24 protein-coding genes and 1 CRISPR repeat array are annotated in these 25,108 nt (G+C 48.3%); of the genes, 21 read left to right on the forward strand and 3 right to left on the reverse strand.

Annotated features, from left to right (window positions below):
* Window positions 1-64: 64 nt before the first annotated feature.
* Genes ACLGL1_RS05215 through ACLGL1_RS05225 form a run of 3 tightly spaced genes read right to left on the reverse strand, consistent with a single transcriptional unit; the run spans window position 65 to window position 3,084 of the window.
* On the reverse strand, window positions 65-865 hold the full coding sequence (locus ACLGL1_RS05215; protein WP_411007697.1) for a TatD family hydrolase: 801 nt from the start codon (window positions 863-865) through the stop codon (window positions 65-67).
* Window positions 865-2,805, reverse strand: a complete 1,941-nt coding sequence (gene metG / locus ACLGL1_RS05220; protein ID WP_411007698.1) for a methionine--tRNA ligase — start codon at window positions 2,803-2,805, stop codon at window positions 865-867. Before metG ends, ACLGL1_RS05215 begins: the two co-directional genes overlap by 1 nt.
* Window positions 2,806-2,856: 51 nt before the next feature.
* On the reverse strand, window positions 2,857-3,084 hold the full coding sequence (locus ACLGL1_RS05225) for a hypothetical protein (protein WP_411007699.1): 228 nt from the start codon (window positions 3,082-3,084) through the stop codon (window positions 2,857-2,859).
* Between the two features lie 44 nt (window positions 3,085-3,128).
* On the opposite strand from ACLGL1_RS05225, the gene ACLGL1_RS05230 reads away from it, so the two are divergent.
* The 21 genes from ACLGL1_RS05230 (at window position 3,129) to ACLGL1_RS05330 (ending at window position 25,096) form a co-directional block, all read left to right on the forward strand.
* Window positions 3,129-3,983: a DUF695 domain-containing protein gene (locus tag ACLGL1_RS05230; RefSeq protein ID WP_411007700.1), complete on the forward strand. Its 855-nt coding sequence runs from the start codon at window positions 3,129-3,131 to the stop codon at window positions 3,981-3,983.
* A 4-nt stretch (window positions 3,984-3,987) separates the two neighbouring features.
* A complete protein-coding gene (locus tag ACLGL1_RS05235; protein ID WP_411007701.1) occupies window positions 3,988-4,842 on the forward strand; it encodes an NUDIX domain-containing protein in 855 nt (284 codons plus the stop codon).
* Window positions 4,843-4,858: 16 nt separating this feature from the next.
* Window positions 4,859-6,301 (forward strand): nicotinate phosphoribosyltransferase, encoded by a 1,443-nt coding sequence (locus ACLGL1_RS05240; RefSeq protein WP_411007702.1) that lies wholly within the window; start codon window positions 4,859-4,861, stop codon window positions 6,299-6,301.
* Between the two features lie 217 nt (window positions 6,302-6,518).
* Complete coding sequence (locus ACLGL1_RS05245; RefSeq protein WP_411007703.1) at window positions 6,519-7,214, forward strand: glycosyltransferase family 2 protein; 696 nt, start codon at window positions 6,519-6,521, stop codon at window positions 7,212-7,214.
* A gap of 11 nt (window positions 7,215-7,225) precedes the next feature.
* On the forward strand, window positions 7,226-7,588 hold the full coding sequence (locus ACLGL1_RS05250; protein ID WP_411007704.1) for a DUF2304 domain-containing protein: 363 nt from the start codon (window positions 7,226-7,228) through the stop codon (window positions 7,586-7,588).
* Window positions 7,585-9,396: a hypothetical protein gene (locus ACLGL1_RS05255; RefSeq protein ID WP_411007705.1), complete on the forward strand. Its 1,812-nt coding sequence runs from the start codon at window positions 7,585-7,587 to the stop codon at window positions 9,394-9,396. The genes ACLGL1_RS05250 and ACLGL1_RS05255 overlap by 4 nt, the downstream gene beginning before the upstream one ends.
* Before the next feature lie 17 nt (window positions 9,397-9,413).
* Complete coding sequence (locus tag ACLGL1_RS05260) at window positions 9,414-9,758, forward strand: hypothetical protein (protein ID WP_411007706.1); 345 nt, start codon at window positions 9,414-9,416, stop codon at window positions 9,756-9,758.
* A gap of 121 nt (window positions 9,759-9,879) precedes the next feature.
* Complete coding sequence (gene rpsF / locus ACLGL1_RS05265) at window positions 9,880-10,170, forward strand: 30S ribosomal protein S6 (RefSeq protein ID WP_411007707.1); 291 nt, start codon at window positions 9,880-9,882, stop codon at window positions 10,168-10,170.
* Between the two features lie 23 nt (window positions 10,171-10,193).
* Window positions 10,194-10,643 carry a single-stranded DNA-binding protein gene (locus tag ACLGL1_RS05270; protein WP_411007708.1) on the forward strand — a complete coding sequence of 150 codons (450 nt, stop codon included), beginning with the start codon at window positions 10,194-10,196 and terminating at the stop codon, window positions 10,641-10,643.
* Window positions 10,644-10,661: 18 nt separating this feature from the next.
* Complete coding sequence (rpsR, locus tag ACLGL1_RS05275) at window positions 10,662-10,895, forward strand: 30S ribosomal protein S18 (RefSeq protein ID WP_091792459.1); 234 nt, start codon at window positions 10,662-10,664, stop codon at window positions 10,893-10,895.
* 109 nt (window positions 10,896-11,004) lie between these two features.
* Complete coding sequence (locus ACLGL1_RS05280) at window positions 11,005-11,631, forward strand: toll/interleukin-1 receptor domain-containing protein (RefSeq protein WP_411007709.1); 627 nt, start codon at window positions 11,005-11,007, stop codon at window positions 11,629-11,631.
* A gap of 127 nt (window positions 11,632-11,758) precedes the next feature.
* The gene (locus ACLGL1_RS05285; protein WP_411007710.1) at window positions 11,759-12,604 is read left to right on the forward strand and encodes a pirin family protein; all 846 of its coding nucleotides are present in this window, start codon (window positions 11,759-11,761) and stop codon (window positions 12,602-12,604) included.
* Window positions 12,605-12,830: 226 nt separating this feature from the next.
* Window positions 12,831-15,380: a CRISPR-associated helicase Cas3' gene (gene cas3 / locus ACLGL1_RS05290; RefSeq protein WP_411007711.1), complete on the forward strand. Its 2,550-nt coding sequence runs from the start codon at window positions 12,831-12,833 to the stop codon at window positions 15,378-15,380.
* Between the two features lie 67 nt (window positions 15,381-15,447).
* Window positions 15,448-16,155 carry a type I-C CRISPR-associated protein Cas5c gene (cas5c, locus tag ACLGL1_RS05295; protein ID WP_411007712.1) on the forward strand — a complete coding sequence of 236 codons (708 nt, stop codon included), beginning with the start codon at window positions 15,448-15,450 and terminating at the stop codon, window positions 16,153-16,155.
* Window positions 16,156-16,166: 11 nt separating this feature from the next.
* Window positions 16,167-18,092 carry a type I-C CRISPR-associated protein Cas8c/Csd1 gene (gene cas8c, locus ACLGL1_RS05300; RefSeq protein WP_411007713.1) on the forward strand — a complete coding sequence of 642 codons (1,926 nt, stop codon included), beginning with the start codon at window positions 16,167-16,169 and terminating at the stop codon, window positions 18,090-18,092.
* Window positions 18,085-18,939 carry a type I-C CRISPR-associated protein Cas7/Csd2 gene (gene cas7c, locus ACLGL1_RS05305; RefSeq protein WP_411007714.1) on the forward strand — a complete coding sequence of 285 codons (855 nt, stop codon included), beginning with the start codon at window positions 18,085-18,087 and terminating at the stop codon, window positions 18,937-18,939. The genes cas8c and cas7c overlap by 8 nt, the downstream gene beginning before the upstream one ends.
* Before the next feature lies 1 nt (window position 18,940).
* Window positions 18,941-19,594: a CRISPR-associated protein Cas4 gene (cas4, locus tag ACLGL1_RS05310; RefSeq protein WP_411007715.1), complete on the forward strand. Its 654-nt coding sequence runs from the start codon at window positions 18,941-18,943 to the stop codon at window positions 19,592-19,594.
* On the forward strand, window positions 19,591-20,622 hold the full coding sequence (cas1c, locus tag ACLGL1_RS05315; protein WP_411007716.1) for a type I-C CRISPR-associated endonuclease Cas1c: 1,032 nt from the start codon (window positions 19,591-19,593) through the stop codon (window positions 20,620-20,622). Before cas4 ends, cas1c begins: the two co-directional genes overlap by 4 nt.
* Entirely contained in the window at window positions 20,623-20,916 is a 294-nt protein-coding gene (gene cas2 / locus ACLGL1_RS05320; protein WP_411007717.1) for a CRISPR-associated endonuclease Cas2, read from the forward strand.
* 237 nt (window positions 20,917-21,153) lie between these two features.
* Window positions 21,154-22,868: a CRISPR direct-repeat array (repeat unit 32 nt; unit sequence GTCGCACCCCTCGCGGGTGCGTGGATTGAAAT).
* 240 nt (window positions 22,869-23,108) lie between these two features.
* Complete coding sequence (gene secG, locus ACLGL1_RS05325; protein ID WP_408977875.1) at window positions 23,109-23,330, forward strand: preprotein translocase subunit SecG; 222 nt, start codon at window positions 23,109-23,111, stop codon at window positions 23,328-23,330.
* Between the two features lie 158 nt (window positions 23,331-23,488).
* Window positions 23,489-25,096 carry a CTP synthase gene (locus ACLGL1_RS05330; RefSeq protein ID WP_411007742.1) on the forward strand — a complete coding sequence of 536 codons (1,608 nt, stop codon included), beginning with the start codon at window positions 23,489-23,491 and terminating at the stop codon, window positions 25,094-25,096.
* The last annotated feature ends 12 nt before the right edge of the window (window positions 25,097-25,108 follow it).

Here is a 25,108-nt window from a genome sequence, read left to right on the forward strand (position 1 = left end):
AATGACTACATACCCTGAATGGGCAAGATAAACCCCCTTTGCCGCTGGCAAAGGGGGAGTTTACTTATGCATCTAATAAGTCTAGGCTGGTGGGGTCCAGGTTAAAGAGCCGGCAGGCATTCTGCCAAGTTTGCTCGATGATGGTTTCTACCGGTTCGCCCCGGAGTTCGGCAATGGTTTCCGCTACATAGCGGGTGTAGGCCGGTTCATTCCGCTTACCCCGGTAGGGGGCCGGGGTAAGGTAGGGGCAGTCTGTTTCAATGACCAGCCGGTCTAGGGGGACGGCCTTGGCCACTTCCTTAATGGTCTTGGCATTTTTAAAGGTGACCACGCCCCCAACCCCAATATAGAAGTTGTGGGCCAGGATTTCTTCCATCATTTCGGCGGACCCGCTATAGGCGTGGAAGACGCCGCCGATTGACTGGGCATCATTGGCCCAGAGGGTATCCAGGCAGTCCCGGTGGGCGTCCCGGTCATGGATGATGAGGGGCTTGCCGACGGCCTTGGCCAGGTCGATATGGTCCCGCAAGAGGGCCTTTTGGGCCTCCTTACCGGAGGTCATCCAGTAGTAGTCCAGGCCGGTTTCGCCAATAGCTCGGACCTGGGGGTGGTGGGCCAGGTCGGCTAAGCGGCCCATGAGGGCCTCGGTCCGGTCCGGTTCATTGGCCGGGTGGAGGGCCACAGCGGCAAAGATTTGCCGGTGGTCTTCAGCGAGCTGGACGGTCTTATTGAAGTCCTCCAGGCTTTCGCAGCCGACATTCATGATGGCCCCGCAGGCCTCGAGGGTCCGAGCCAGAACCTCGTCAAAGTCCTCCTGGAAGGCCGGGTCCAGGATATGGGCGTGGGAGTCAAATAGTTTAGCCATTAGGATATCTCCGATCCGGCGGGCATCTCTTTAGCCACCTGCAGAAGTTCCAGAACGGCATCGTCGTCGCTGACAGCGGTTAGGAGCATGCCGTGACTTTCAATGCCCCGGATTTTTTTCGGGGCCAGGTTGGCAATCATAACCACCTGTTTGCCGACCAGGTCTTCAGGATTTTCATAGCTGGACCGGATGCCGGAGACGACGGTTCTTTCTTCTGTGCCGATGTCTAAGCGGAATTTCAACAAGCGGTCGGCCTTTTCCACCGGTTCGCAGGCCAGGACCTTGGCCAGGCGGAGGTCCAGCTTGGCGAAGTCATCGTAGGTCACCGTCGGCTTGCCGGGGGCCTGGTCAGCTGCTGGTGTCGCTGCCGGGGCCGGCTCGGCCGGTAAATCCAGGGACTTGGGGTCAATCCGGGGGAAGAGGGCCTCGCCCTTGTGGACCCGGGTGCCGGCCTGGGATTTACCCCAGATGGAGGCATCAGCCCAGGTTTCTTGGCTGAAGTCATAGTTGAGCTGGGCGCCACACCGGGCGGGTAGGGCCGGCATAAAGGGGGTGAGCATGGTGGTAACGATTCGGATGCTATCGTATAAGTGGTAGAGGACCGTAGCCAGCCGGTCTTTTTGGGCCTCGTCCTTGGCCAGGATCCAGGGGCTTGTTTCATCGATATATTTGTTGGCTCGGCGGATGAGTTGCCAAATATCTTCCAGGGCCAGGGGAAACTGGAGGTTATCCAGGTGGCCGGCGGCACTGGCGGGGGTTTCTGCAGCCAGGCTGCGGAGGGACTGGTCCAGGTCATCGCCGGCCTCTGTGGCGGCCGGGAGTTGGCCATCGAAGTACTTATCAATCATGGCCACGGTCCGGCTGACCAGGTTGCCATAGTCATTGGCCAGGTCTGTATTGATGCGCCGGACCAGGGCTTCTTCGCTGTAGTTGCCGTCCTGGCCGAAGCTTACTTCCCGGAGGAGGAAGTAGCGGATGGCGTCCACGCCGTACTTGTCCAGGAGCTCATTGGGGTCGACCACATTCCCCTTGGACTTACTCATCTTGCCGCCGCCGACCAGGAGCCAGCCATGGGCATAGACATGCTTGGGAATCGGCAGGTCGGCAGCCATGAGCATGATGGGCCAAATAATGGTATGGAAGCGGGCAATGTCCTTACCAACCATGTGGACATTGGCCGGCCAGAAGGCCTTGTAGAGGCTGTCATCTTCACTGCCCCAGCCGAGGGCGGAAATATAGTTGAGCAGGGCGTCAAACCAGACATAGATGACGTGCTTGTCATTGATGGGGACCTTGATGCCCCAGTCGAAGCTGGTCCGGGAGATGCAGAGGTCCTCCAGGCCCTGCTTGACAAAGCTAATCATTTCATTGCGGCGGGCTGTCGGTTGGATAAAGTCAGGATGGTCCTCAATGTACTGGAGCCAGCGGTCCGCATACTTACTCATCTTGAAGAAGTAGCTTTCCTCTTCCAGCCATTCGGTCGGTTTGCCGCAGTCCGGGCAGGTGTGGTCCTCGCCCACCTGGGTTTCGGTGAAGAAGGTCTCGCAAGAGGTGCAGTAGTGGCCCTCGTAGCTGGACAGGTAAATATCGCCCTGGTCATAGACCTTTTGGAAGAACTTTTGTACGGCCTTGTGGTGGAAGGGCATGGTGGTGCGGATGAATTGGTCATTGGAAATCATCAACCGGTCCCAGAGCTTTTGGATGCCGGCAACAATCTGGTCAACATAGGCCTGGGGGGTGGTGCCGGCTGCTTCAGCCGCCCGCTGAATCTTCATCCCGTGTTCATCGGAACCGGTCAAGAAATAGGTCTTAAAGCCCTGCATGTCCTTATACCGGCGCAGGGTATCGGCCATGGTGGTGCTGTAGGCGTGGCCGATGTGGAGCTTGGCGCTCGGGTAGTAGATGGGGGTGGTAATATAGAAGGTTTTTTGTTCGCTCATAGAATCCTCCTCGTTTGGGATGCCCACTGGGTCTTTTCATAAGTATAGGGTTTAGGGGCGAGATTTGTCAACGCAGCAGGCCATGGACCGGCGGCCTGGGCCGATGGATTGCGATAAAAGTTTCGAATATTTGCGCAAGGCCAAGAGACCCTTTGGGATGACACCCAGAGCCGGCAGAAGGGGATGGGCGCTGGGGAAGTCAGCCAGCCGGCGGGGCCTAGCGGCCAAGCTGGGCATATGCCGGTCGCAGCCTTTCTTTTTTGACGGGCCATTGGGCATGGGTTATAATCTCTTTAGACTATATGTTTTTATAAGGAGTGCCTATGAGCGATAATAAAGATATTAAGGATATGATTACCTTCTCTACAGCTGATGACCAGCCTGTCCGCCATGACAAACTGATGGACAGTGACCGCCACTATGAGCTGTATGTCACCCAGGTAGACGACTACAATGCCCTGGTCCAGGTAGACCTGGGCTTAAGGGAAATTGCCCCGGTGCCGGCCTACTATTGGCTGTTGGGCATCCAGGTGGAGATTCAGGACCCCGGCGAGGATGGCTTTTACCAGGCCCATGAACGGGATGCCCTCTTGAGCCTGGAGAAGGAAATTGTTGAGCAAATGGAAAATGAAGGCCATGCCCGCTTTGTGGGCTCGGTGACCTATGCCGGGACCCGGATGATCTACTTCTATGGCCAGGATGAAAACTACCTGCCGCCCATTGTCGGTAGCCTGGCTGCCAAGCACAGCGACTATGAATTCAACTTTATGACGGAAAAAGACGGTCCCTGGCGGTTCTTCTTTAACTCCCTCTTCCCCTCGGATATGGACTTAATGCACATCCGCAACCGGCATATGTTGGCCAACTTAGAAGCAGCCGGCCTGGATATGACTGCTAGCTATGCCGTCAGCTACTACTTCTACTTCCAGGACGGGGCAGCCCGGGCCCAGGCCGCAGCCCGTTTCCAACTGATGGGCTTTGAAATCATTGATGACCATATGTATGTCGAGGCCCTGGAGCCGATGAGCATGGGCCTGCGGATTATGGCCCACCATGACCTGACCTACGCCACCATTACCGAAAAGACCTATGACTGCTTTGAAGTCATGGAAGACTTCATCGGGATCTTTGACGGTTGGGAATTATCCCCGACCGAAGACATCAAAGAGTGGGTATAGGCCAATGAAGCTGACCAAAGAAGACCAGGCCTTCCTGGAAAATTACGATGCTTCTGCCTATGACCGGCCCTCGGTTACAGCAGATACCCTACTTTTTCGCCTGACCCCGGACCGGGGTCCCCGGCGCCTGCAAATTTTGCTGGTCCGGCGCAAACATCCCCCCTATGCCGGGGGCTGGGCCCTGCCCGGCGGCTTTTGTGAGATGGACGAAGACCTGGCCGCCTGTGCCGCTCGGGAATTATATGAAGAAACCGGCCTCAAAGCTGCCTACTATGGCCAGTGTGCCAGTTACAGCGCCCCGGACCGGGACCCCCGGACCCGGGTCATCACCGTCAGCCACCTGGCTGTCCTGCCCTATGACTTTCCCCAAGAGCCGGCCGCCGGCGATGACGCAGCAGAGGCTCGGTGGTTTGACCTGACCTTTGACCTGGAAGCCCAAGACGAGGCCTTTACCGGTAAGGTCTACCTGACCGCCGGGGCAGAAACCATCAAGGCCAGGATTGATATCCGGCGGGATGCCGAGGGCAACTGGCGCCGGCAGCCGCTAGGCGAAGTGGAGAACCTGGCCTTTGACCATGCCGAAGTCATCGCTGCCGGGATTTTTGCCCTGCGGGACCGGCTCTACCGGACCGACTTTGCCTTCCGCTTCCTGCCGGAGCCCTTTCCCCTGCAAGAATTACAATACGTTTTTGAGGCTATCTTAGATGAAGAATTACTTCGCAGTACCTTTATTGCCCACCTGAACCACAAATTGATTCGTACCAGTGATGTCGATGCCGGACTGTCCCTTATGGAACAGGAATACCGTCATGATCCGGAAGCCATCTTTCATTCAGCCCCCTTCGACATCTGGCTGTAAGAAAAAGGAGAAGAGAATGGATAAACGGAACCTCACCTTGCTGATGGACTTTTACGAACTCACCATGGGCAACGGCTATTTCTTAAAGGGCCTGAAAGATCGGGTGGCTGTATTTGATGCCTACTTCCGGACCCTGCCGGACCAGGGCGGCTTTGCCATTATGGCCGGCCTAGACCAAGTCATTGACTACATGGAAAAGCTCCATTTCACCCCGGAAGACATCGCCTACCTGCGCCAGCGCAACCTTTTTGACGAAGCCTTTTTAGACTACCTGGCCAATTTTGACTTTGCCTGTGATGTATGGGCCGTACCTGAAGGGACTCCGGTTTTCCCCGGCGAGCCCCTGGTGACCGTCCGTGGGCCGGTGATTCAAGCCCAAATGCTTGAAACCATGACCCTCCTTCTCTTGAACCACCAGTGCCTAATTGCCACCAAGGCCAACCGGATTGTCCGGGCGGCCCAGGGCCGGGCCGTCATGGAGTTCGGGTCCCGCCGGGCCCAGGGGGCAGACGCCGCCAATTACGGGGCCCGGGCAGCCTATATTGCCGGGGCTGTCGGCTCGGCCAATACCTGGACCGACCGGGAGATGGGGATTCCCGCCCTGGGGACCATGGCCCACAGCTGGGTGCAACTTTTCCGTTCCGAATATGAAGCCTTCAAGGCCTATGCGGAAGTCTATCCCCAGGACTGCACCCTCTTAATCGACACCTATGATGTCCTCCAAAGCGGCGTCCCCAATGCCATCAAGGTCTTTGATGAAGTGGTGGTGCCCGCCGGCTACCGGCCCAAGGGGGTCCGGATCGACTCCGGGGACATCGCCTACCTGTCCAAGCGGACCCGGCAGATGCTGGATGAAGCCGGCTACCAAGACTGCTCCATTGTGGCCAGCGGCGGCTTGGATGAATACCTGATCCGGGACCTGCTCTTGCAAGGGGCCAAGCTGGACTCCTTTGGCGTCGGTGAGCGGCTCATTACGGCCAAGAGCGACCCGGTCTTTGGCGGGGTCTACAAGATGGTGGCCGTCGCCGATGAAGCCGGCACCCTGGAGCCCCGGATTAAGATCAGCGAAAATGTTGATAAAATCACCACCCCCGGCTTTAAATGCACCTGGCGGCTCTTTGACCGGGATACCGGCAAGGCCATAGCCGATGTCATCTCCCTGGCTGATGAGACCATCCCGGAAGATGAGCCCTTCACCCTCTTTGACCCGAAAGCCATCTGGAAACGGAAAGAGGTCGACAACTTCCGGGCCGAACGCCTACAAGTGCCCATCTATGAAAAGGGCCAGCTGGTCTATGACCGGCCCTCTGTCGAAGCCATCCGGACCTATTGCCAGGAAAAACTGGATACCCTCTGGGAAGAAGTCACCCGGTTTGAAAACCCCCACAAGTATTATGTGGACTTCACCTACAAGCTTTGGCAACTCCGGGAAGACATGTTGATGCGTCACCGGGTATAAATGAGACAGCAGCCGGCCCTTGCCTTGGCAAGGAGCCGGTTTTTTATATGGCCCAGATGGCAGCTACAAGACGGGGAATAGACAAGATTTTGTCAACAAGATAAGATAGGAAGGGCCACCTTCTTATGCTATACTGAAAGACGTTAACAAGAATTGGTCGCATAGAGTGGGCTATTTACTAGCGGCAATGATGCCGGGAATCAAAGGAAGTGTGGACATGAAAAAGCTGGTCATTATTCCAGCCTATAATGAAGCGGAAAATCTAGAAAAAGTCGTTACCGATATTCAACTTCATGCGTCAACTTTTGATTATATTATTGTTAATGACTGTTCGACAGACCACACCCGCTACCTTTGTGAAGAGAAGGGGTATCCTGTCTTGCACTTGCCCTATAATTTAGGCATTGGTGGTGCAGTCCAAGCCGGGTACTTATTTGCAGAAAGATATGATTATGACTTAGCCATTCAATTTGACGGCGATGGGCAACATGATGCCAGCTATCTGGATGCTTTGGTGGACGCTCAGCTTGAAAGTGGTGCAGATATGATTATCGGATCACGCTTTATTGATAAGCAGGGCTTTCAATCGACCAGAATGCGGAAATTAGGTATCCGTTTTCTTTCATCTCTAATCGGCCTACTCTGCCAGCGGCGGATTTATGATGTCACCAGCGGTATGCGGTTGGTCAACCGGCAGGTCATTCAAGACTTTTGCGCCTATTACCCGAGTGACTATCCAGAACCGGAAACCTTAGCCTTGATATTACGCCGTGGGTATAGGGTGGTGGAAATACCAGTTAAAATGCGGGCCCGGAAGCGAGGACGGTCATCCATTACCCCCTTGCGCAGCATTTACTATATGGTAAAGGTAACGCTGGCGATTTTTATTGATGCCTTAAAACCGAATACATAGGGGGGAATATTATGGAATTGCGGTTGCAAGTGATTATACTCGGGGCCTGCCTAGTATCCTTACTGGTTTATGGAGAAGCTGTTAGACGCGAGAAGTTAATGCTACGGATCACCTTTCCCTGGCTTTTTTGTTTATTGGTTACGGTTCTTTTAACCTTATTTCCGGCCCTTATTGATGGGTTGGCTTTTTTGCTCGGTGTCGCCAGCCCAATGAATGCTGTTTTTTTCTGTGCTGTTTTATTTTTGGTGATGGTGGGATTTTTTAATTATGTCACCATGAGCAAATTGAGACAGCAAACTGTACGGACCGTTCAAGAGCTAGCCTTACTGGAGCATAGCTTGCGGCAGCAAAATAAGCGGGGTGATAAGGAATGACGACAAGCAAACTCCTTCCGACACCATCAGCTAAGCGTGTATTTGGGATGTTGGTCCTTTGGTTTTTAGAAATCCTGGCCCTTTGCTGGGGTGCCTACTATGCAGCTTATCACGCCTATACCCCTCTCTGGCGGGTAGGTCTAGCCCTACTGGTTTGGATCGGATTGACCCTGGCCTTTCGATATATCACCGGGCCGCAGACCATTTTTAAAGGCCAAGTGGCTAAGGTCATTATATTTTTACTGGCAACGGGAATCGCCACTTTCTGCTTCTTTGGAAAGGGCTTGCTTTATGAACCTGGGGGATACTGGCTTTCTTTAGACCTTTGGCCTGTACTCTTAGGGCTTTATATCATAGTAGGGATAACCGCACGGGATACTTTCTTACTTTGGCAGCATTTACCCCTCCTGCTTTGTAGCTCTAAAAGTACGCCTTACCGTCGTTTTCATATGGCAGCCATCTTTGTTTTACAGGGACTTGTTTTAGCCGGTTACTATGCTGCTTTAGCACCGGGAAGTATGTCCTATGATACCTTCAACCAATTGCAGCAGATAGATGGGAGCATCGGTTATACCACTTGGCACCCTATTGCCCATACCCTCTTGCTCAAGGGTCTTTTAATGGCTACGGGTAGCTTGTCAGCCCAAAGCCTTTGCCATATTCTTTTCTTTTGTTTGGTTACAACTGCCTTTGCCGGTGAACTCATGAAAAATCGCCTGCGCCCAGTCGTTTTATATCTTGTCATTTTAGCCCTGGTCTTGATGCCCCAAACAGGGATTAACCTGATGACCCTCTGGAAGGATATACCCTTTACCATTGCCCTCTTATGGATGACCCTGATGCTCTACCGAGCCGGAACGGACCAAGCCTTTCTTCGGACGGGCAAGGGATGGGGGGCTTTCTGCCTGGGGCTACTACTGATAGTCCTTCTCCGCTATAATGGGGTTTTGGCCTTCGCTTTATGTCTACTTTATGGCCTCTATTATATGGTCAGGTATGAGCGAAAAAAGGCCGGACCTATTCTTATGGCCCTGGGTTTATGTGGGCTCATTATTGCACTTGTTTTAGGGCCCCTGCCGAAAGTGCTGGATGCCGACCCAAATCCTGCAGGGATGAAATTAAGGCCTATTTACCAAGGCCTGGGGGCTATGTATGTAGCTGAACGAGAGCAGGATTTACCAGCAGCAGCCCGGAAGGCTATGGCAGGCGTGGCTTCTCCTGACCAATGGGAGACCTACTATAACCCTTATTTTTCAGATATTTATATCCAAAATGTACACCGCTATATTCAAAACTTGTCGCCTATTAGTACAGGCTCCTCTTTACACTGGTATCTAGAGGCTCTTGAAAAGGCGCCGGCAGTGATCCTGGGGGACCGGTTTAACTTGGGCCTACTTAGCTGGAGCGTACCGCCGGACCCATTAAGCTACAATAATCGCTATACCCTGGCTATTGATGAAAATGTTACCAAGGCCTATGGTATTAGTCGAGATGAAAATCAGGCCTATGACCGGTTAGCGGCTTGGGCTTTGACCACCACTGATTATGCCCTGACGGATATTTTACTTTGGCGAGGCGGCATTTATTTGCTAGGCTTAACCATGCTTCTGGCCTACACCTTAATGTATCGACGGCAGGGACTGGCCTGGCATTTTCCTTGGCTTGGTAATTTTATTATTGTCTTTCTAACGATGCCGGCCCAGGATTTTCGTTATATATGGTTTCAGGGGCTCATTTTTCCATTTCTGTTCTTAGCCTTGATGAGCGAGCCCGGCCATATTGGGGATGATAAAGGAGAGGCACTATGAGGTCGAAGGGGGTTCGTATGGGGATATTTGTTGCCTATATCTTTTTTACAATGACAGGCTTACTCTTGATGAAGTTTAGCCAGGAAGGCATTGTTTTTGCCCTGGAAAATGGGTCCTTTAACCTACACATTAATATAACCATGATTTTTGCTCTAGTGATGTACGGCATCAGCTTTCTATTATGGACAAGCCTAGTGGTCAATAATGACCTGGGCTTTATCCTGCCCTTTTCTACGGCTGTTGTGAATGTTTTATCGGTGACGGCTGGCATTTTGCTCTTTGATGAAAGTATGACCCCTTTAAAGGCCCTGGGCATTGCTCTAGCTGTCTGTGGGGTTGTTATCATGAATTTAAAGGGTTAAAAGAAAAAAATAAGCACCCGAGCCTTGCATCTCAGGTCATGACATGCTATAATTTATGATTGTAATCCCTGCTCTGTAAATTTTGATGCAGAGCCGTTAGTCCGGGGGGAGGAGGTGCAAAATGCGCGAATATGAATTGCTGTTTATCGTCAAAACGGAAGTCCCTGAAGAAGGCACCCAAGAGATCATCGATCGTTACAGTAAAGTCCTGACCGATAACGGTGCTGAAGTAACAGCCGTTGATAAATGGGGCAAACGTCGTTTGGCTTATACCATCGACAAAAAATACACCGATGGTGTTTATGTCCTCATTAAATTTAATGGTGACAGTGCCGCAGTAAACGAAGTGGATCGTCTCATGAAGATCGACGAACGTCTCCTGCGTCATCTCGTGACCCGTGTCGGCGAATAGTCTGACTCAAGAAAGGATTCTCCATGAATAAAATCATTCTGATCGGTCGCCTGGTGGCAGACCCCGAATTACGGTATACGCAAAGTGGTATTCCTGTGTGTAATTTCAGACTGGCAGTAGATAGACCTTTTACAAACCAGAGTGGTGAGCGAGAAGCCGATTTCATTGATATTGTGGTGTGGCGGAAAACAGCCGAAAACGTGGCCAAGTTTATGAGTAAGGGCCGCCAAGTTGCTGTCGAAGGCTCACTGCAGATCCGCAGTTATGATGATAATAACGGCATCCGTCGTCGTACTGCCGAAGTACAAGCCAATAGCGTTGAATTTTTAGGTTCCGCAACTGGCGGCCGGTCTCAAGATGACGGCTTCAGCCAAGGGACCAGTGGTGGTTTTTCCGCCCCCCAACGGCCGGCTGCACCCCAAGGGGGCTTCGGTGAGGAAGTGACCTTTGACGATGACGACCTGCCTTTTTAACCAAGGAAGGAGACTCTCATGGCAAGACGAGAACGCGGCAGACGGTCCAGAAAGAAAGTCTGCAATTTTTGCGTCGATAAAGTCGATCATATCGACTACAAAGACAGCAACCGTCTGAAAAAATACATGACGGAACGCGGCAAAATTTTACCGCGTCGTATTACCGGTAACTGTGCCAAGCACCAACGTGCTGTAACGGTCGCTATCAAACGCGCCCGAGCAATGGCCTTACTACCGTATTCCAACGACTGATACCAAGCGTCGGCGAGAGCCGGCGCTTTTTTTGCCTATTTTTAAGGGACCGGGTAAAGGGGTAAGCCTATAGATAAAGCTAGCTATGAATTGAGTAAAGGAGACGACTATGACCAAGCAAGCCTTAGCTGACCAAGCCGCTGCCATTGCCCCCTGCGACCTGGACCGGCCCTATTATTATATTTCCTACTCTACCCGGGAAGGGGAGACCGTTTATCAAACCGTCGCCGGCCTCCAGGCCGCCGGGGCCAACCTCTGGATCGATACAGAAGCCAACCTCGTCCAGGGCGATGGCTACAATTCCTCTATTTTTAAGGCCCTGGCCAGCCCCAAGTGCCAAGGGGTCATCTTTTTTATGAGCCAGGCGGCCATGACCAGTGCCCAATGTGCCAAGGAGCTGAACTACCTTAAGAGCACCTCTTTTTTAGTCAACCATGGCGAAGACTTCCCCCTGATCCTGGTTGAATTAGAAGAAATTGACGCCCATGATGATGAAAAATGGGTTGAAGGCCTGCTCTACCAGACCTACCAGGATGATAACCTGTCTGCCGCTGAAGAAAGCCGGATTGAAAAGTACCGGGAAAAGTACAACCCCAAAATAGACCGGCTGACCAGCAAGTATGACGTGGCCAAGAGCATCCTCCCCTTTTTACTGGCCCAGGAAGCCGGGCGGGTCCCCTATGGCAGCCCGGACCCGGTTGCTGACCTCTGCACCCAATTAAAAATAGACCGGTAATCCATCAAGGCCCTCCAACTTGGAGGGCCTTTGCTTATGACCGCCCTGAATGGGGTATCTATAAACTAAGTAGGCTAGGCCCTTGCCTACCGTTCATATAGAAAATAACGAGAGAGGAGCGATATGTATGGAGGCAAAAATGATACATAGAGAAAAAGGGGTGCGGACCAAAGATGGCGCCGGCGTCAGCCTGGTCCGGGTCCTGTCCAACCGGACGGTGACCGCCTATGACCCCCTGCTTATGTTGGACTCCTTTGATTCAACAGACCCCAAGGACTACATAGCCGGCTTCCCCATGCACCCCCACCGGGGTATTGAAACCATCACTTACTTACGTCGGGGGGAAATCACCCACGAGGACAGCCTGGGCAATAAGGGCCGGATTACAGACGGTGGCAGCCAGTGGATGACCGCCGGGTCCGGCATCATGCACGAAGAAATGCCCCAACCGAGTGACCGGATGCTGGGCGTCCAAGTCTGGCTCAACATGCCCCAAAAAGAAAAAATGGCCCCGCCGGCCTACCATGACCTGTCGGCCGACAAGTGTCCGGTGGTTCCGGTTGAAGGTGGGGAAGTCGCCGTTATTGGCGGTCAGTACCAGGGGGTCCAAGGCTTTCAAGGTCACCACCACCCCTTGACCTTCTTATCCATCCGCCTGGAAGCCGGTGGATCCCTGACCCTCCCCCTGGACCCCAAGGGGTCACAAACTGTCTTCCTGTTAGAAGGGGATGCCCGCCTGGGGGACGTCGTGGTTGAAGAAAAAACCGCCGTCCGCCTGGCTGAAGGGGATAGCCTTACCCTGAAAACGACCGATGGTCCCATTGAAGTTCTTTTCTTCGAAAGCTACCCCCTGGAAGAATCCATCGCCTGGGGCGGCCCCATCGTCATGAACACCCAGGAAGAATTAGACGCAGCCTTTGCAGAACTCCGGGAAGGCAGCTTTATTAAGGATAAGCCTGAAGGGGAAGCCTAAGTAGAATGCCCCCAAATAGTGGACTAGAGAGATAAGTACTTTCCTTGTACTTGTCTCTCTTTTTATTTGCCTAGAGACTAGTCCTTAGGCAGCCTGTTCTTTGCGATAGGCAGGAGGGCTTGACCAATTAAATTTTTCTTTTATCAAAAATTTAATGTTGAAAAAATTCATGAATTACTATAAGCTTATTTTAAGTAAAAATATAGATAAGTACTAAGGAGAGTATGTGTTTAAAGATATTTATGCACACCTTGACCAAGGCAACCGAAGACATAGACAACTTTTATTGACGCATTTGATAAATGTAGCTGAAGATTGTAAAGGACTTGCTCAGCCAGTGCAGTTGAGTCAAAGTGCTTATTTGGTTGGTTTACTTCATGATATAGGTAAAATCAACCATAACTTTCAGCGAAAAATCTGTGAAGACAGGGCTCTACATGTTGACCATTCGAGTTTAGGTGGATATTTTATATTTAAATTATTTGAAAGTGAATCTAGCCGCCTTTTAAGTCAATCTAAAGCCTACGAGCAGCTATTCCAATCATTCAAGGACTGGGGGACTCTTTATTCTGAACTTTGTGATTACGCCAATATTATCGCTTATAGTATCATGTCCCACCATGGACCTTACGATATGGTGCGGAAAAACCGAAAAAACGAATATGAGTACACGACTTTTAGTCGTTTAAAAAAAATTCAAAATGAAGGTGGACTTGATTGTCATCTTCTTTACGAAGAAGTTTCTGCTCATATGACGGCGCAAGGGATTTTGTTACAAGAGCTTTTTTACAAGGGATTTCTTGAATATATGGTCACTATCCAGAAGCTAAGACAGCTTTGTGATCAAAGTGACGATAAAGAAGAAGCATTACTTTTTTATAAAGGGATGCTCATCCGCCTGATAGTCTCTATTTTAAAATCTGCCGATATAAAGGATACCATTAATGCCTTTGAGCCTATTGCCGAGCGTCAAGATAAAGAGGCCGTCCAGCAGCTTGTAAGGGAATGGGAAGGCTGCATTGATCGTCGATATGCCGCCTTTGGGCAGCCGACTTCTCCTCTGAATATCATCCGCAGAAAAATTGCCTCCACCATTTTGCAACGCTCTCAACAGGATTCCGCCGGCATATACAGGCTGGACTTACCTACCGGCGCCGGTAAGACACTCCTATCTTTGCGATATGGTGTTAATCAGATGAAGTATACAGGTAAGCAGCGGTTCTTTTATGTCACCTCTTATTTATCGGTCTTGGAACAAAATGCGGCCGAAATAAAAAAGGTGCTCCGTCAATCGCCCTATATCTTAGAACATCATTCAAATGTTATTAATGAGGACATCTTACCTGATGATCCAGCAGCCAACGATGATTTAGATGATGCCTTGCTGGGGGTGAGCAAAAAATTCTTGTTAGATGACTGGACTTCACCAATGATATTAACAACGATGGTTCAGTTTTTTAACACGCTATTTAAAGGGCATTCATCTCATTTAATGCGGTTTAAGTCTTTCATCAATAGTGTTGTAATCTTAGATGAGCTCCAGTCTTTGCCGACAGAAATGCTCTACTTGACTAATCTGGCCCTTAATTTTATGCGGACCGTTATGGGTACAAGCATCGTTTTATCAACAGCCACCCAGCCTACCTATCATTCCAACCACTTAACCCACCGATTAATTTATGGGGATGCCCTTGGACAAAATACCAACATCATTACCCTCTCCAGGGAAGAACTAAGGGTTTTTGATCGAGCTAGCCTATGCCTTTATGGGGACATTGGCAAAGAGTATCCGCTGGCGGATTTATATGACTTGGTCTGTAAGCATCCGGATAAGTCGCGTCTTATTATCCTGAATACCAAGGGCGTCGTAAAAGGTCTATATGATTTAGTCGAAAAAGATCTTCCCCATGAGGATTTATATTATTTAACAACGAATTTAACAGCCAATGACCGGCTAGAGCGCCTCCAGGTCATTAAAGAAAAATTAAGCCAGTCCATACCGATTTGCGTCATCACCACCCCACTGATTGAAGCGGGTGTAGATGTGGATTTTGACTTGGTTATCCGCTCACTCACGGGTATGGATTCAATTGTTCAGGCGATGGGCAGGTGTAACCGAGAAGGGAAGCGCGATAAGGCCGCTACCTATGTTATTAATTTAGATAGCAAGGAAGAACGGATTATGCCCTTGAAGGGGATGAATGAAAGAAAATCTGCGGGTAGGTACACCCTCCTGCAGGCAAAGGGAAAAATTCCTATAAGTGCTTTAACAGATAAGTATTTTGAAAAGCTATACGCTAATTTAGATGATTGTACTCTAGATCCTACGCTTTCCTTATTAGCCAGCAATAGCCCTAGTAAGGAATTGCTTTTTAAAAGCCCAGGCGACGCAAGTATACAGGCCGTAGGGGATTATTTGTTTTATCGGGAAGGCCTTATCTTACAGCTCTTCCAAGCATTTAAAAGGGGATATGACAACTTTCAGCTCATTCCTGACCAGCAAAAAACCGCTATTGTTGCCTCTGAAGACACAGAGGGATACCTTGATGAGCTGAGGGATTTAGAAAGGACATATAAATATGGCTATGGTTTTAAAGAGTTAAAAAAAGTAAAGGCAATCATCCGTAAGCTATCAAATGATACAGTCCCTGTTTATGATAGAGACTTAGAAAACTGCGAATCTCTCTTTGAAGGACTCGTATACATTCTACCTGAAGAATTTTACAGCGAAGACTTTGGGGTTCAATTTGACCAAGGAGGATTCTTCAAAATATGAAAAATATCTATTATGAAGATCCATCTTTATAACTTAAAGCACAAAAATGCTGGAAGGAGGTTTAAATATGCAACAATCAAAATATTTCTACGCTAAAATTTACGGAGATAAGGCCCTGATCACATCACCGGAAAGTAAGAGCGGCGGGGAAAAATATAGCTATGACTGCCCTACCCGAGAAATGCTGAAAGGGATTTTAGATGCTAATTACTTTAAGCCCACGATTATCAATGTAGTCGATGAAGTCCGGATTATGAATAGAATAGAATCGTATACTCAAGGCACCCGGTTACTGTTAAAAAACAATAAATTGGATTTAAGTGCCTATACTTACTTAACTGATGTCAAGTATTATGTAAAGTTTCACTTTGAGTTTAACCTGGATCGGGAGGACTTAAAAGCAGATCGAAATTTCGCCAAGCATGAAGCCATTACCGACCGTTCTTTAAAAAGGGGAGGTAGACGCCCTATTTTTCTTGGCGTTAGCGAGTGCATGGGATACATTGAAGCCTTGACAGAAGAAGCCTATGAAACAGATCCCGGTTACTATGATGACAGCAATCGTGGCTTTGGGCTGATGTTTAATGGCTTTATTTACCCGAATGAGCCGGGGGAACTTCTATACTCTGCCTATGCGCCAATCAATATGGTTAAGGGGCGGATTGCCTATCCTCGACCGGAAAATTGCCCTATTATTAATGAAGTATCCAACTATACTTTCAAAAAACCGCAACTTACAAAATCCGTTGATGAGGAATTAAAGGATTATGAATAGGAGGTGAGGCTATGGGACTCTTATCTGCCTTATATAAGTCTTATAAATATGCGGAAGATAATGATTTAGTCAGTGTGCCGGATGATAGTGGAGAGATGATACTGCCCTTGTATCATGATTCCAAAAAGTCTGATGGCAAGAATATTATTGAGGTATTGATTAGTAAAGATAGCCACTTTATACATGCAGACATTTTGGAAAATGGGCAAAAAATCATATTTCCGGTAACAGAAGATTCAGTGGCGCGGTCGAGTGGTGTCGCTCCTCATCCTCTAGTGGATAATTTTGCCTATTTGATTCAAGATGGGAGTGCGAAAAGTAAGGCCTACATGAAGCAAATGGAAGCTTGGCTAAGCTATAAAGAGGAACCCTTTGTTCGTGTGGTTCATGATTTTCTCGTCCAGGAAGACTTTTTTAAAAAAATTCAGGACCTTTTTATAGAAAAAGATCTGGATAGGGTTTATCAAGGCAGGGGGGTTGTTCAATATACAAATGATAAAGGAAAGAAAGAGACTTTTGATTTTTCCAAATGTTTTTTGACCTTTAGAATAGAAAATTTTGAGGGACAAAAAGACCTCGGCGTTTCTGATAACCCTGCCTTACATAAAGCCTATATAGATTATGTGCGATATTTGTTTAGTCAGGATGACACTAAACAAAAAATTCTTTGTAATATTAGTCATCAAGAAGATTATTTGTGTACAAAGCATAGACCCTTAATAGGTACGGCTCGCTTGATTAGCCAGATTACAGCAAATGATGAAAATTACCGTGGCCGGTTTTCTTTAGCAGAGCAAACGATTAAAATCGGAGCAGAAACCAGTCAGAAGGTTCACTTGATGGCAAAGTATCTTCTCGCTGGGAAAAATACATGCCGGTGGCTTGGAGAGCAAACCTACATGGTGAGCTGGTTCTCAGATGATATTTGTAATAGGTCTGCTTTAGATGTGACCCAAGGTATTGAAAACTCAGCTAAACGATCAGATATTTTATCTATTTTGAATAGTAAGTCGGGACCAAAGGCCTTAAAAATTGCGGATGAGATCAGTGAAAGCATTGTTAAATCCTTTGTTCGGGGAGAACAACTTTTTGCTGATCATGCAAAATACTATATAGCTATTTTTGATAAAACAAGCAATGGCCGCGTAGCTGCAAAATATTTTAACGAAATTGATGTATCGGTTCTTAAAGACCGGTTGGTCTTATGGCAAGGTAAATATGCCTGGGAGGGCTATGACAAAAACCATCAAAAAACTTTCTATACACCAAGCCCTATCCGAATAATAAAGGCTGCTTACGGTATTCAAGAAAAAAACAGCTTGGAAATTCATAAGGGAGAATTTTTAAGGGACCAGTATCAAGGTATTCTTTCTGCTCTTGTAGAAGGGCGCTCTCTTCCAGAGAATTTTTATAAAGCGCTTGAAATGAATATAAAAAATAGGCATAGATACCCAGATAAAAGAATTTGGAATCAAGTAAAATTTTGCGCTTTAGCTATCTTGAGCTACAAGGAGGGTGTGGTAAGCAATATGTTAGATAGACAAAATACAGATAGGTCTTATCTTTATGGGCGACTCCTCGCCTTATACGAACGGATGGAAGCAGCCTGTTATGAGAAGGACGAGGGGAGAGTCACCAATGCTGAGAAAATGTGGACGAGTTTTATCAATACTCCGGTGACGATGAATTTACGATTGCGCACCTTACTTAGGCCCTATCAGATAAAGTTAAAAGTTAATGAGGAAAAACGGGGTATTTATTATAAATTGATGAAAGATATTCGAGAAGTGACGCTTCTTTTAGAGGAAAATTATGATTATCGCTGTGCGGATAGTAATGCCCCGCTAGGTGCAGGATTTATTTTTGGCTATGAAGCGCAAATGAAGGATATTTTTACGAAGAAGGATACCCAGGAAAGTGAGGAAAACCATGATTAACCATAAAGTCGATTTTATCTTTACCATAGAGGTAAGAGGCGCCAATCCTAACGGAGACCCGCTAACGGGCAATATGCCCCGGCTGGATGGACGTGGATTTGGTGAAATCAGTGACGTTTGTTTAAAAAGAAAGATTCGCAACCGGTTTCAGGATATGGGCCATGATATTTTTGTAAAAGCGGCTGAACGTAGTGATGACGGCTTTACTTCTCTGGAGAAAAGGTTTGGCGCTTCATTTGATACAAAAATGCCGAATGATGAGGTGGAAAAACAGGCCAACGAAAAATGGCTTGACACTCGTTCCTTTGGGCAAGTATTTACTTATCAAAAACGCTCATTGGGGATTCGCGGCCCAGTCAGTATTTCGATTGGAAAATCCATCGAACCGATTAATATTACAACGATGCAAATTACCAAGAGTGTTAATGGCATGGAGACCAAAGAGCCTGGTGACCATAGTTCTGATAGAATGGGGACCAAACATTTTGTTGATTATGGTATTTATGTTGTTAATGGCAGCGTTAATTGTTATTTAGCAGAAAAAACCGGGTTTAGTGAAGAAGACTTAGAAGTTTTAAAAGAAAGTCTGAGAACCTTATTTGTTAACGATGTGTCCTCAGCTAGACCGGATGGTTCAATGGAAGTAAAAGATATTTTCTGGATTAAGCACAAATCTAAGGTAGGTGATGTATCTAGTGGTAAACTAAAAGACCTACTGACTTACGATAACCTAGATACAGAACGGTTGCAGAGAAGATATGACGATTATCACTTTAGATTAGATCCAGAGAAATTAAAGGCCTACGAAAAGGAAGGTATTCAAGTAGAACATTTTTTAGGCATGTGAGATGTATGCTGAAGATGAGTATTTAATGCTTAGCGGCATCCAGCATTTTTTGTTCTGCCCGCGTCAATGGGCCCTTATCCATATTGAGCAAATTTGGACTGAAAACGCTTACACAGCAGAAGGACAAGTGCTCCATAAAAAAGTTGATGAGCCCTTTACCAAAGAAAAGCGTAAAGATCGGATTATATCACGTGCCATGGCCGTCAGTTCAAAAACCCTAGGTTTATCCGGCATTCTGGATGTTATTGAGTTCGTTAGGGGCCAAAGCGGAATTGATCTGCCTGGTAGGACTGGTAAATGGTTGCCCCTCATTGTTGAATATAAGCGTGGAAAAAAGAAAAAATTCGCCTATGACCATGTCCAACTAATGGCACAAGCGATTTGTGTGGAGGAGTCCTTTGCTGTAAGCTTGGAGTATGGATACATGTATTACCACCAAACAGATTCTAGAGAAAAAGTTTTATTTAGTGCGGGCTTACGTCAATTGACTATCCAAACGGCTCAAGAGATGCATGACCTCTATGCTCGGCGACAAATACCAAAAGCAGCTTACTTTCGTAATTGTCAAAAGTGTTCCTTATATGACGCCTGTAGGCCCAGGCTGACGAAAAGAGCAAAAAGTGTTCATAACTATATTTATGGAGCAGAACTATGAAAAAACTTCTAAATGTTCTTTATGTGACACAACCGGATTATTATCTTAAAAAGGAAGGGCGGAATATTGTTGTCACCTTAGATGGGAAGCGTGTGGCACGCTACCCCATCCATATTCTGCGCCAGATTGTCTGCTTTAATTATATGGGCGTCAGTCCAAGGTTAATGAAAATGTGCATGGAAGAGCAGGTGGCCTTGAGTTTTTTCACGCCATACGGGAAATATTGCGGTCGGCTTTTGGGAGCGTCTTATGGGAACATTTATACGCGGAAAAGACAGTATGAACTAGCTGCTTCTGAGACATCTCTGGATTTCGTAAAAAACATTATTTATGCAAAATCCTATAATTCCAGAAAAATATTAATTCGGTTTAAAAATGATCACAAAAATGCCATCAATTATTCTGCAGTGCAAAACGCTATTGATGCCATAAAAGACCTGATGCTAAAAATTCAAAGTGCTCCAGATAAAGATAGCGTCAGAGGCCTAGAAGGGCTCATAGCCCGTACGTATTTTGCGGTTTTAGACGAGTTGATCTTGAAACAAAAAGAAGACTTCTACTTCCGCGAAAGAAGCAAAAGGCCGCCAATGGATAGGTTTAATGCCCTGCTTTCCTTTATGTATGCTCTTTATACCAATAATATTGCAGCTGCTTTAGAAGGGGTTGGCATTGATGCTTATGCAGGATTTTTTCATACAGATCGGCCGGGAAGAGTGAGTATGGCTCTGGATATTATTGAAGAAATGCGGGCTTATGTTATTGACAAATTTTGTCTGTCCTTGGTTAACCTCAACAGAATCGGCAAGGTGCATTTCGAAATTAAAGAAAACGGTGCTTGTCTTTTGAATGAGAAAGGACGAGATATCGTTTTAAAGTATTGGAATAAAAGAGAACAGGAGGAAATCTTTCATCCCTTTACTGAAGAAAAAATCAAGCTAGGGTTACTCCCCCATGTGCAGGCCCAATTATTAAATTCTTATTTGCGTGGGGATATTAATGCTTATCCCCCCTTTATGATTGGAGGCTAAATGCAGGTTTTAATCACATATGATGTCGAAACCGTTTCGCCCCAAGGGCGTAAGAGGCTTAGGCAAGTCGCTAAAGTTTGCACCGATTATGGCCAGCGTGTTCAAAATTCTGTTTTTGAAATGAATATTTACCCGGAAGATTTAGTGGTGATAAGGAATAAACTTTTAACCATTATAGATCCAGATAAAGATTCCGTCAGGATTTATAATTTAGGCAAGAATTGGCAGAAAAAGATAGAAACCCTTGGAACAGATTCTTCATACAATCCGGAATCCGACTTACTTATCTTATAAAAGGGTGGTGATGCTAGCTGGTGTCATCGCATATTTAAGGTGCATAAGTTTGCTGGATTGGATATCTTCAAAGGATATGATATCAAATCTGAAAAAGGGTTAGCTTATATGTGAGATTTGAAGCTGGACAGAAAAATATACAAGCTATCTCAGAAAAACGTTAAAAAATGGAGACAAAACTCCAATAAAAAATGAATTTAGCTGCAGCTTTAAGGCCGGAAACGGCCAAAAACTGCAGTCGCACCCCTCGCGGGTGCGTGGATTGAAATGCTCAGGCCCTCGGCATATCGAACACGAGCCTAGTCGCACCCCTCGCGGGTGCGTGGATTGAAATATCCGGCTGAACCACTGTGTGTACGGTGTCTTCACGTCGCACCCCTCGCGGGTGCGTGGATTGAAATTTCTACATAAAACCTAGAAACACCATTCATCTTATGTCGCACCCCTCGCGGGTGCGTGGATTGAAATGGCCTTTAACCAGCTGGCCGGTCGGGCCGGCAGGGATGGTCGCACCCCTCGCGGGTGCGTGGATTGAAATTGAGGGTAGTGCTAATGATGTAATGGGTATTATTCGTCGCACCCCTCGCGGGTGCGTGGATTGAAATAGTTAATGGATACATCGGGTTTTGGTGATTTGATTGCGTCGCACCCCTCGCGGGTGCGTGGATTGAAATCTTTGCGTCAGTTATCACTGCGCCTACAACTGCTAGGGTCGCACCCCTCGCGGGTGCGTGGATTGAAATCACGTTCCAGGAGTTAGTTTGAGTTACGGAGACTTAGTCGCACCCCTCGCGGGTGCGTGGATTGAAATTGGTAAATACGCCTCTAAATTGCTGTTTGGCATGGGTCGCACCCCTCGCGGGTGCGTGGATTGAAATGCTTTAGTTCGTGATTAGCTATCCAGTCCATAACGTCGCACCCCTCGCGGGTGCGTGGATTGAAATAAAACCCAGAAAACCTGATAATGATAATGGTAATGTCGCACCCCTCGCGGGTGCGTGGATTGAAATGATTTTAATGCCCTTGATTTTTAGCAATTTATCAATAGTCGCACCCCTCGCGGGTGCGTGGATTGAAATCAGGATACTCTCCATAAGGCCGCCCTCAGGGGTATCGTCGCACCCCTCGCGGGTGCGTGGATTGAAATTACGTATCTACGACAAAATAAAAGAGATAGAAGTATGTCGCACCCCTCGCGGGTGCGTGGATTGAAATATCACCCCATGGGTCGCTAGAGTAATCGTATTCAGTCGCACCCCTCGCGGGTGCGTGGATTGAAATAACAGTTTTTTGAGTTTATTTTTATTTTTTGTAAAAAGTCGCACCCCTCGCGGGTGCGTGGATTGAAATTTAATGGCTTGGTCGGGCTTCAATTGGCATCTCTGTGTCGCACCCCTCGCGGGTGCGTGGATTGAAATACGGTCCAGGCGGTGGACCTGCTGGACTTCTTCCGTCGCACCCCTCGCGGGTGCGTGGATTGAAATCAAATAGTGAATTAGCTAGAATTTGGGGTTTTGGGTTGTCGCACCCCTCGCGGGTGCGTGGATTGAAATAGATTCGGTTGCTTCAAAGTTATTGCCTAGGCCAAGTCGCACCCCTCGCGGGTGCGTGGATTGAAATGATTACTTCAAGGGCTAGGTTGCGAATTTCCAAGGTCGCACCCCTCGCGGGTGCGTGGATTGAAATTTGCTCGAGAGAGACATTTTCCTTAGCCGCCTTGGGTCGCACCCCTCGCGGGTGCGTGGATTGAAATTAATGTAGGTGCTGTCACGCACGCTGGGGGCGTAGTCGCACCCCTCGCGGGTGCGTGGATTGAAATTATCATGGGCCGGGATGGTTTTCAAGCACACCAAGTCGCACCCCTCGCGGGTGCGTGGATTGAAATAAGCGCCAAAAATTTGTAGGACCTATGAACAGTTGGTCGCACCCCTCGCGGGTGCGTGGATTGACATCGCCAAGGGTGAACATTTTATTCACCCCTTTATCCTCATTACATTTATAGTTTTGACCTGAAATGAATAGCTGATTAGTTGCTGTGGTCCTGCTCTGACTTGGTTATTTGGATGTTTTTCTGTATAAATATCTCCTGGCCTGTCGGTCAGCCCGGGCTTTTTCTCTTGTACATGGGGCGAGGGTATGGTATAATCATGTGTGTTATTTATGTAATACTGGGCGTAAGGAGGCTTTTACATATGTATCTAGCATTACAAGTGGTACAACTGATTTGTGCCCTTGGTGTTATTGCAACGGTCCTTTTACAGTCTGGCCGGAGCGCCGGCTTGTCCGGGTCTATTTCCGGTGGAGCTGAAACTTTTTTAGGTAAACGCGGCCTGGATGACCAGCTTGCAAAAGCATCAGCGGTCTTTTCCCTGCTCTTTATGGTACTGACCTTTAGCATGACCTTATTAAAATAAGTTTACTTAAGATGCCGGAAGGGTCTGTGACGCTTGACGTCACAGGCGGGTTCGGGTATTATTTTAAAGGGCACGGCCTGCCGCCCCGTTCAGGTGAATGGGGCGGTTTTTATATTATTTATAGTGGGCACCGTTAAGATAAATATGATGAGGAGGCAATTATGGCAAAATATATTTTTGTCACTGGGGGCGTGGTATCGTCCATCGGTAAAGGTATTGTGGCAGCATCTCTGGGGCGGTTGTTAAAGAACCGGGGGTTCAAGATTACCATTCAAAAGTTTGACCCCTATATAAACGTGGACCCGGGCACCATGAGTCCTTATCAGCACGGGGAAGTGTATGTCACCGATGACGGGTCTGAAACAGACTTGGACTTGGGCCATTACGAACGTTTTATTGACGTCCGCCTGAACAAGTATTCCAATGTGACCACCGGTAAAATTTATTCTGAAGTCCTTAAAAAAGAACGCCGGGGGGACTATCTGGGGGCAACGGTCCAGGTGATTCCACACATTACCGACATGCTCAAGGAAAAAATCATCCGGGCCGGGGAAACCACCGGGGCGGATATTGTCATTACCGAGGTTGGCGGTACTGTTGGGGATATTGAGTCGACGCCCTTTATTGAAGCCCTCCGACAGATGAAAAAGGATGTCGGTTCGGAAAATGTCTGCTACATCCACACAACCCTCATTCCCTACCTCAGTGCCGCCGGTGAAATGAAGACCAAGCCCACCCAGCACAGTGTCAAGGAGCTGCGGGGGATGGGGATCCAGCCGGATATCCTGGTGGTACGGACCGAAAAGCCCATGCCGACCAGCATGCGGGCCAAGCTTTCCCTCTTCTGTGATGTTGACGAAGAGGCTGTTATCGAAAATAGGGACGTTGAGCACCTGTACGAAATGCCCCTCCAACTCCAGGCCCAGCACATGGACGATATTGTCCTGAAAAAGCTCAATACCACTGCGCCTCAGGCGGACATGGCCGATTGGGAGGCCCTTCTGAAACGGATTAAGGCCATTAAGGAAAGCGTCGATATTGCCCTGGTTGGGAAATATGTTGAGCTTCCAGATGCCTACCTGTCGGTAGTGGAGGCCCTCACCCACGCCGGTTATGAAAACAATGTTGAGGTAAAGGTCCATTGGGTCAATTCTGAAGAGCTGGAACATAAGCCGGCGCTCTTAGCCTCCCTGAAGGATATGGATGGAATCCTGGTGCCCGGCGGGTTTGGTGACCGGGGTATTGAAGGGAAGATTGACGCCATTCGCCTGGCCCGGGAAAGTCAGCTGCCCTTTATGGGCATTTGTCTGGGTATGCAGCTGGCCTGCGTGGAATTTGCCCGGAATGTTCTGGGCTGGGATGATGCCCAGAGTGCTGAATTTGATAAAAATACCCCTCATAATATCATCGACCTCATGGAAGACCAGACCCGGGTCGAAAATATGGGCGGGACCCAACGGTTGGGTCTCTATCCCTGCCGCCTGCAGGAAGGGAGCCTGGCTCGGCAGCTCTATGATGCCGAAGAAATCCAGGAACGTCACCGCCACCGGTATGAGTTCAATAACGATTTCCGCGACCGCCTCCAGGAAGCCGGCCTGCGCTTTTCCGGCACCTCTCCGGATGGCCGCCTGGTCGAAGTCATCGAACTCCCCGGTCACCCCTTCTTTGTGGCCAGCCAGTTTCATCCGGAATTTTTAAGCCGGCCGACCCATGCCCACCCGATTTTCCGCGGCTTTATTGCTGCTGCCAAAGATCACCAGAAATAAAAGTAACCGCCA

This window comes from Peptococcus simiae (genome assembly GCF_046569735.1).
Classification (GTDB): Bacteria; Bacillota; Peptococcia; order Peptococcales; family Peptococcaceae; genus Peptococcus; species Peptococcus simiae_A.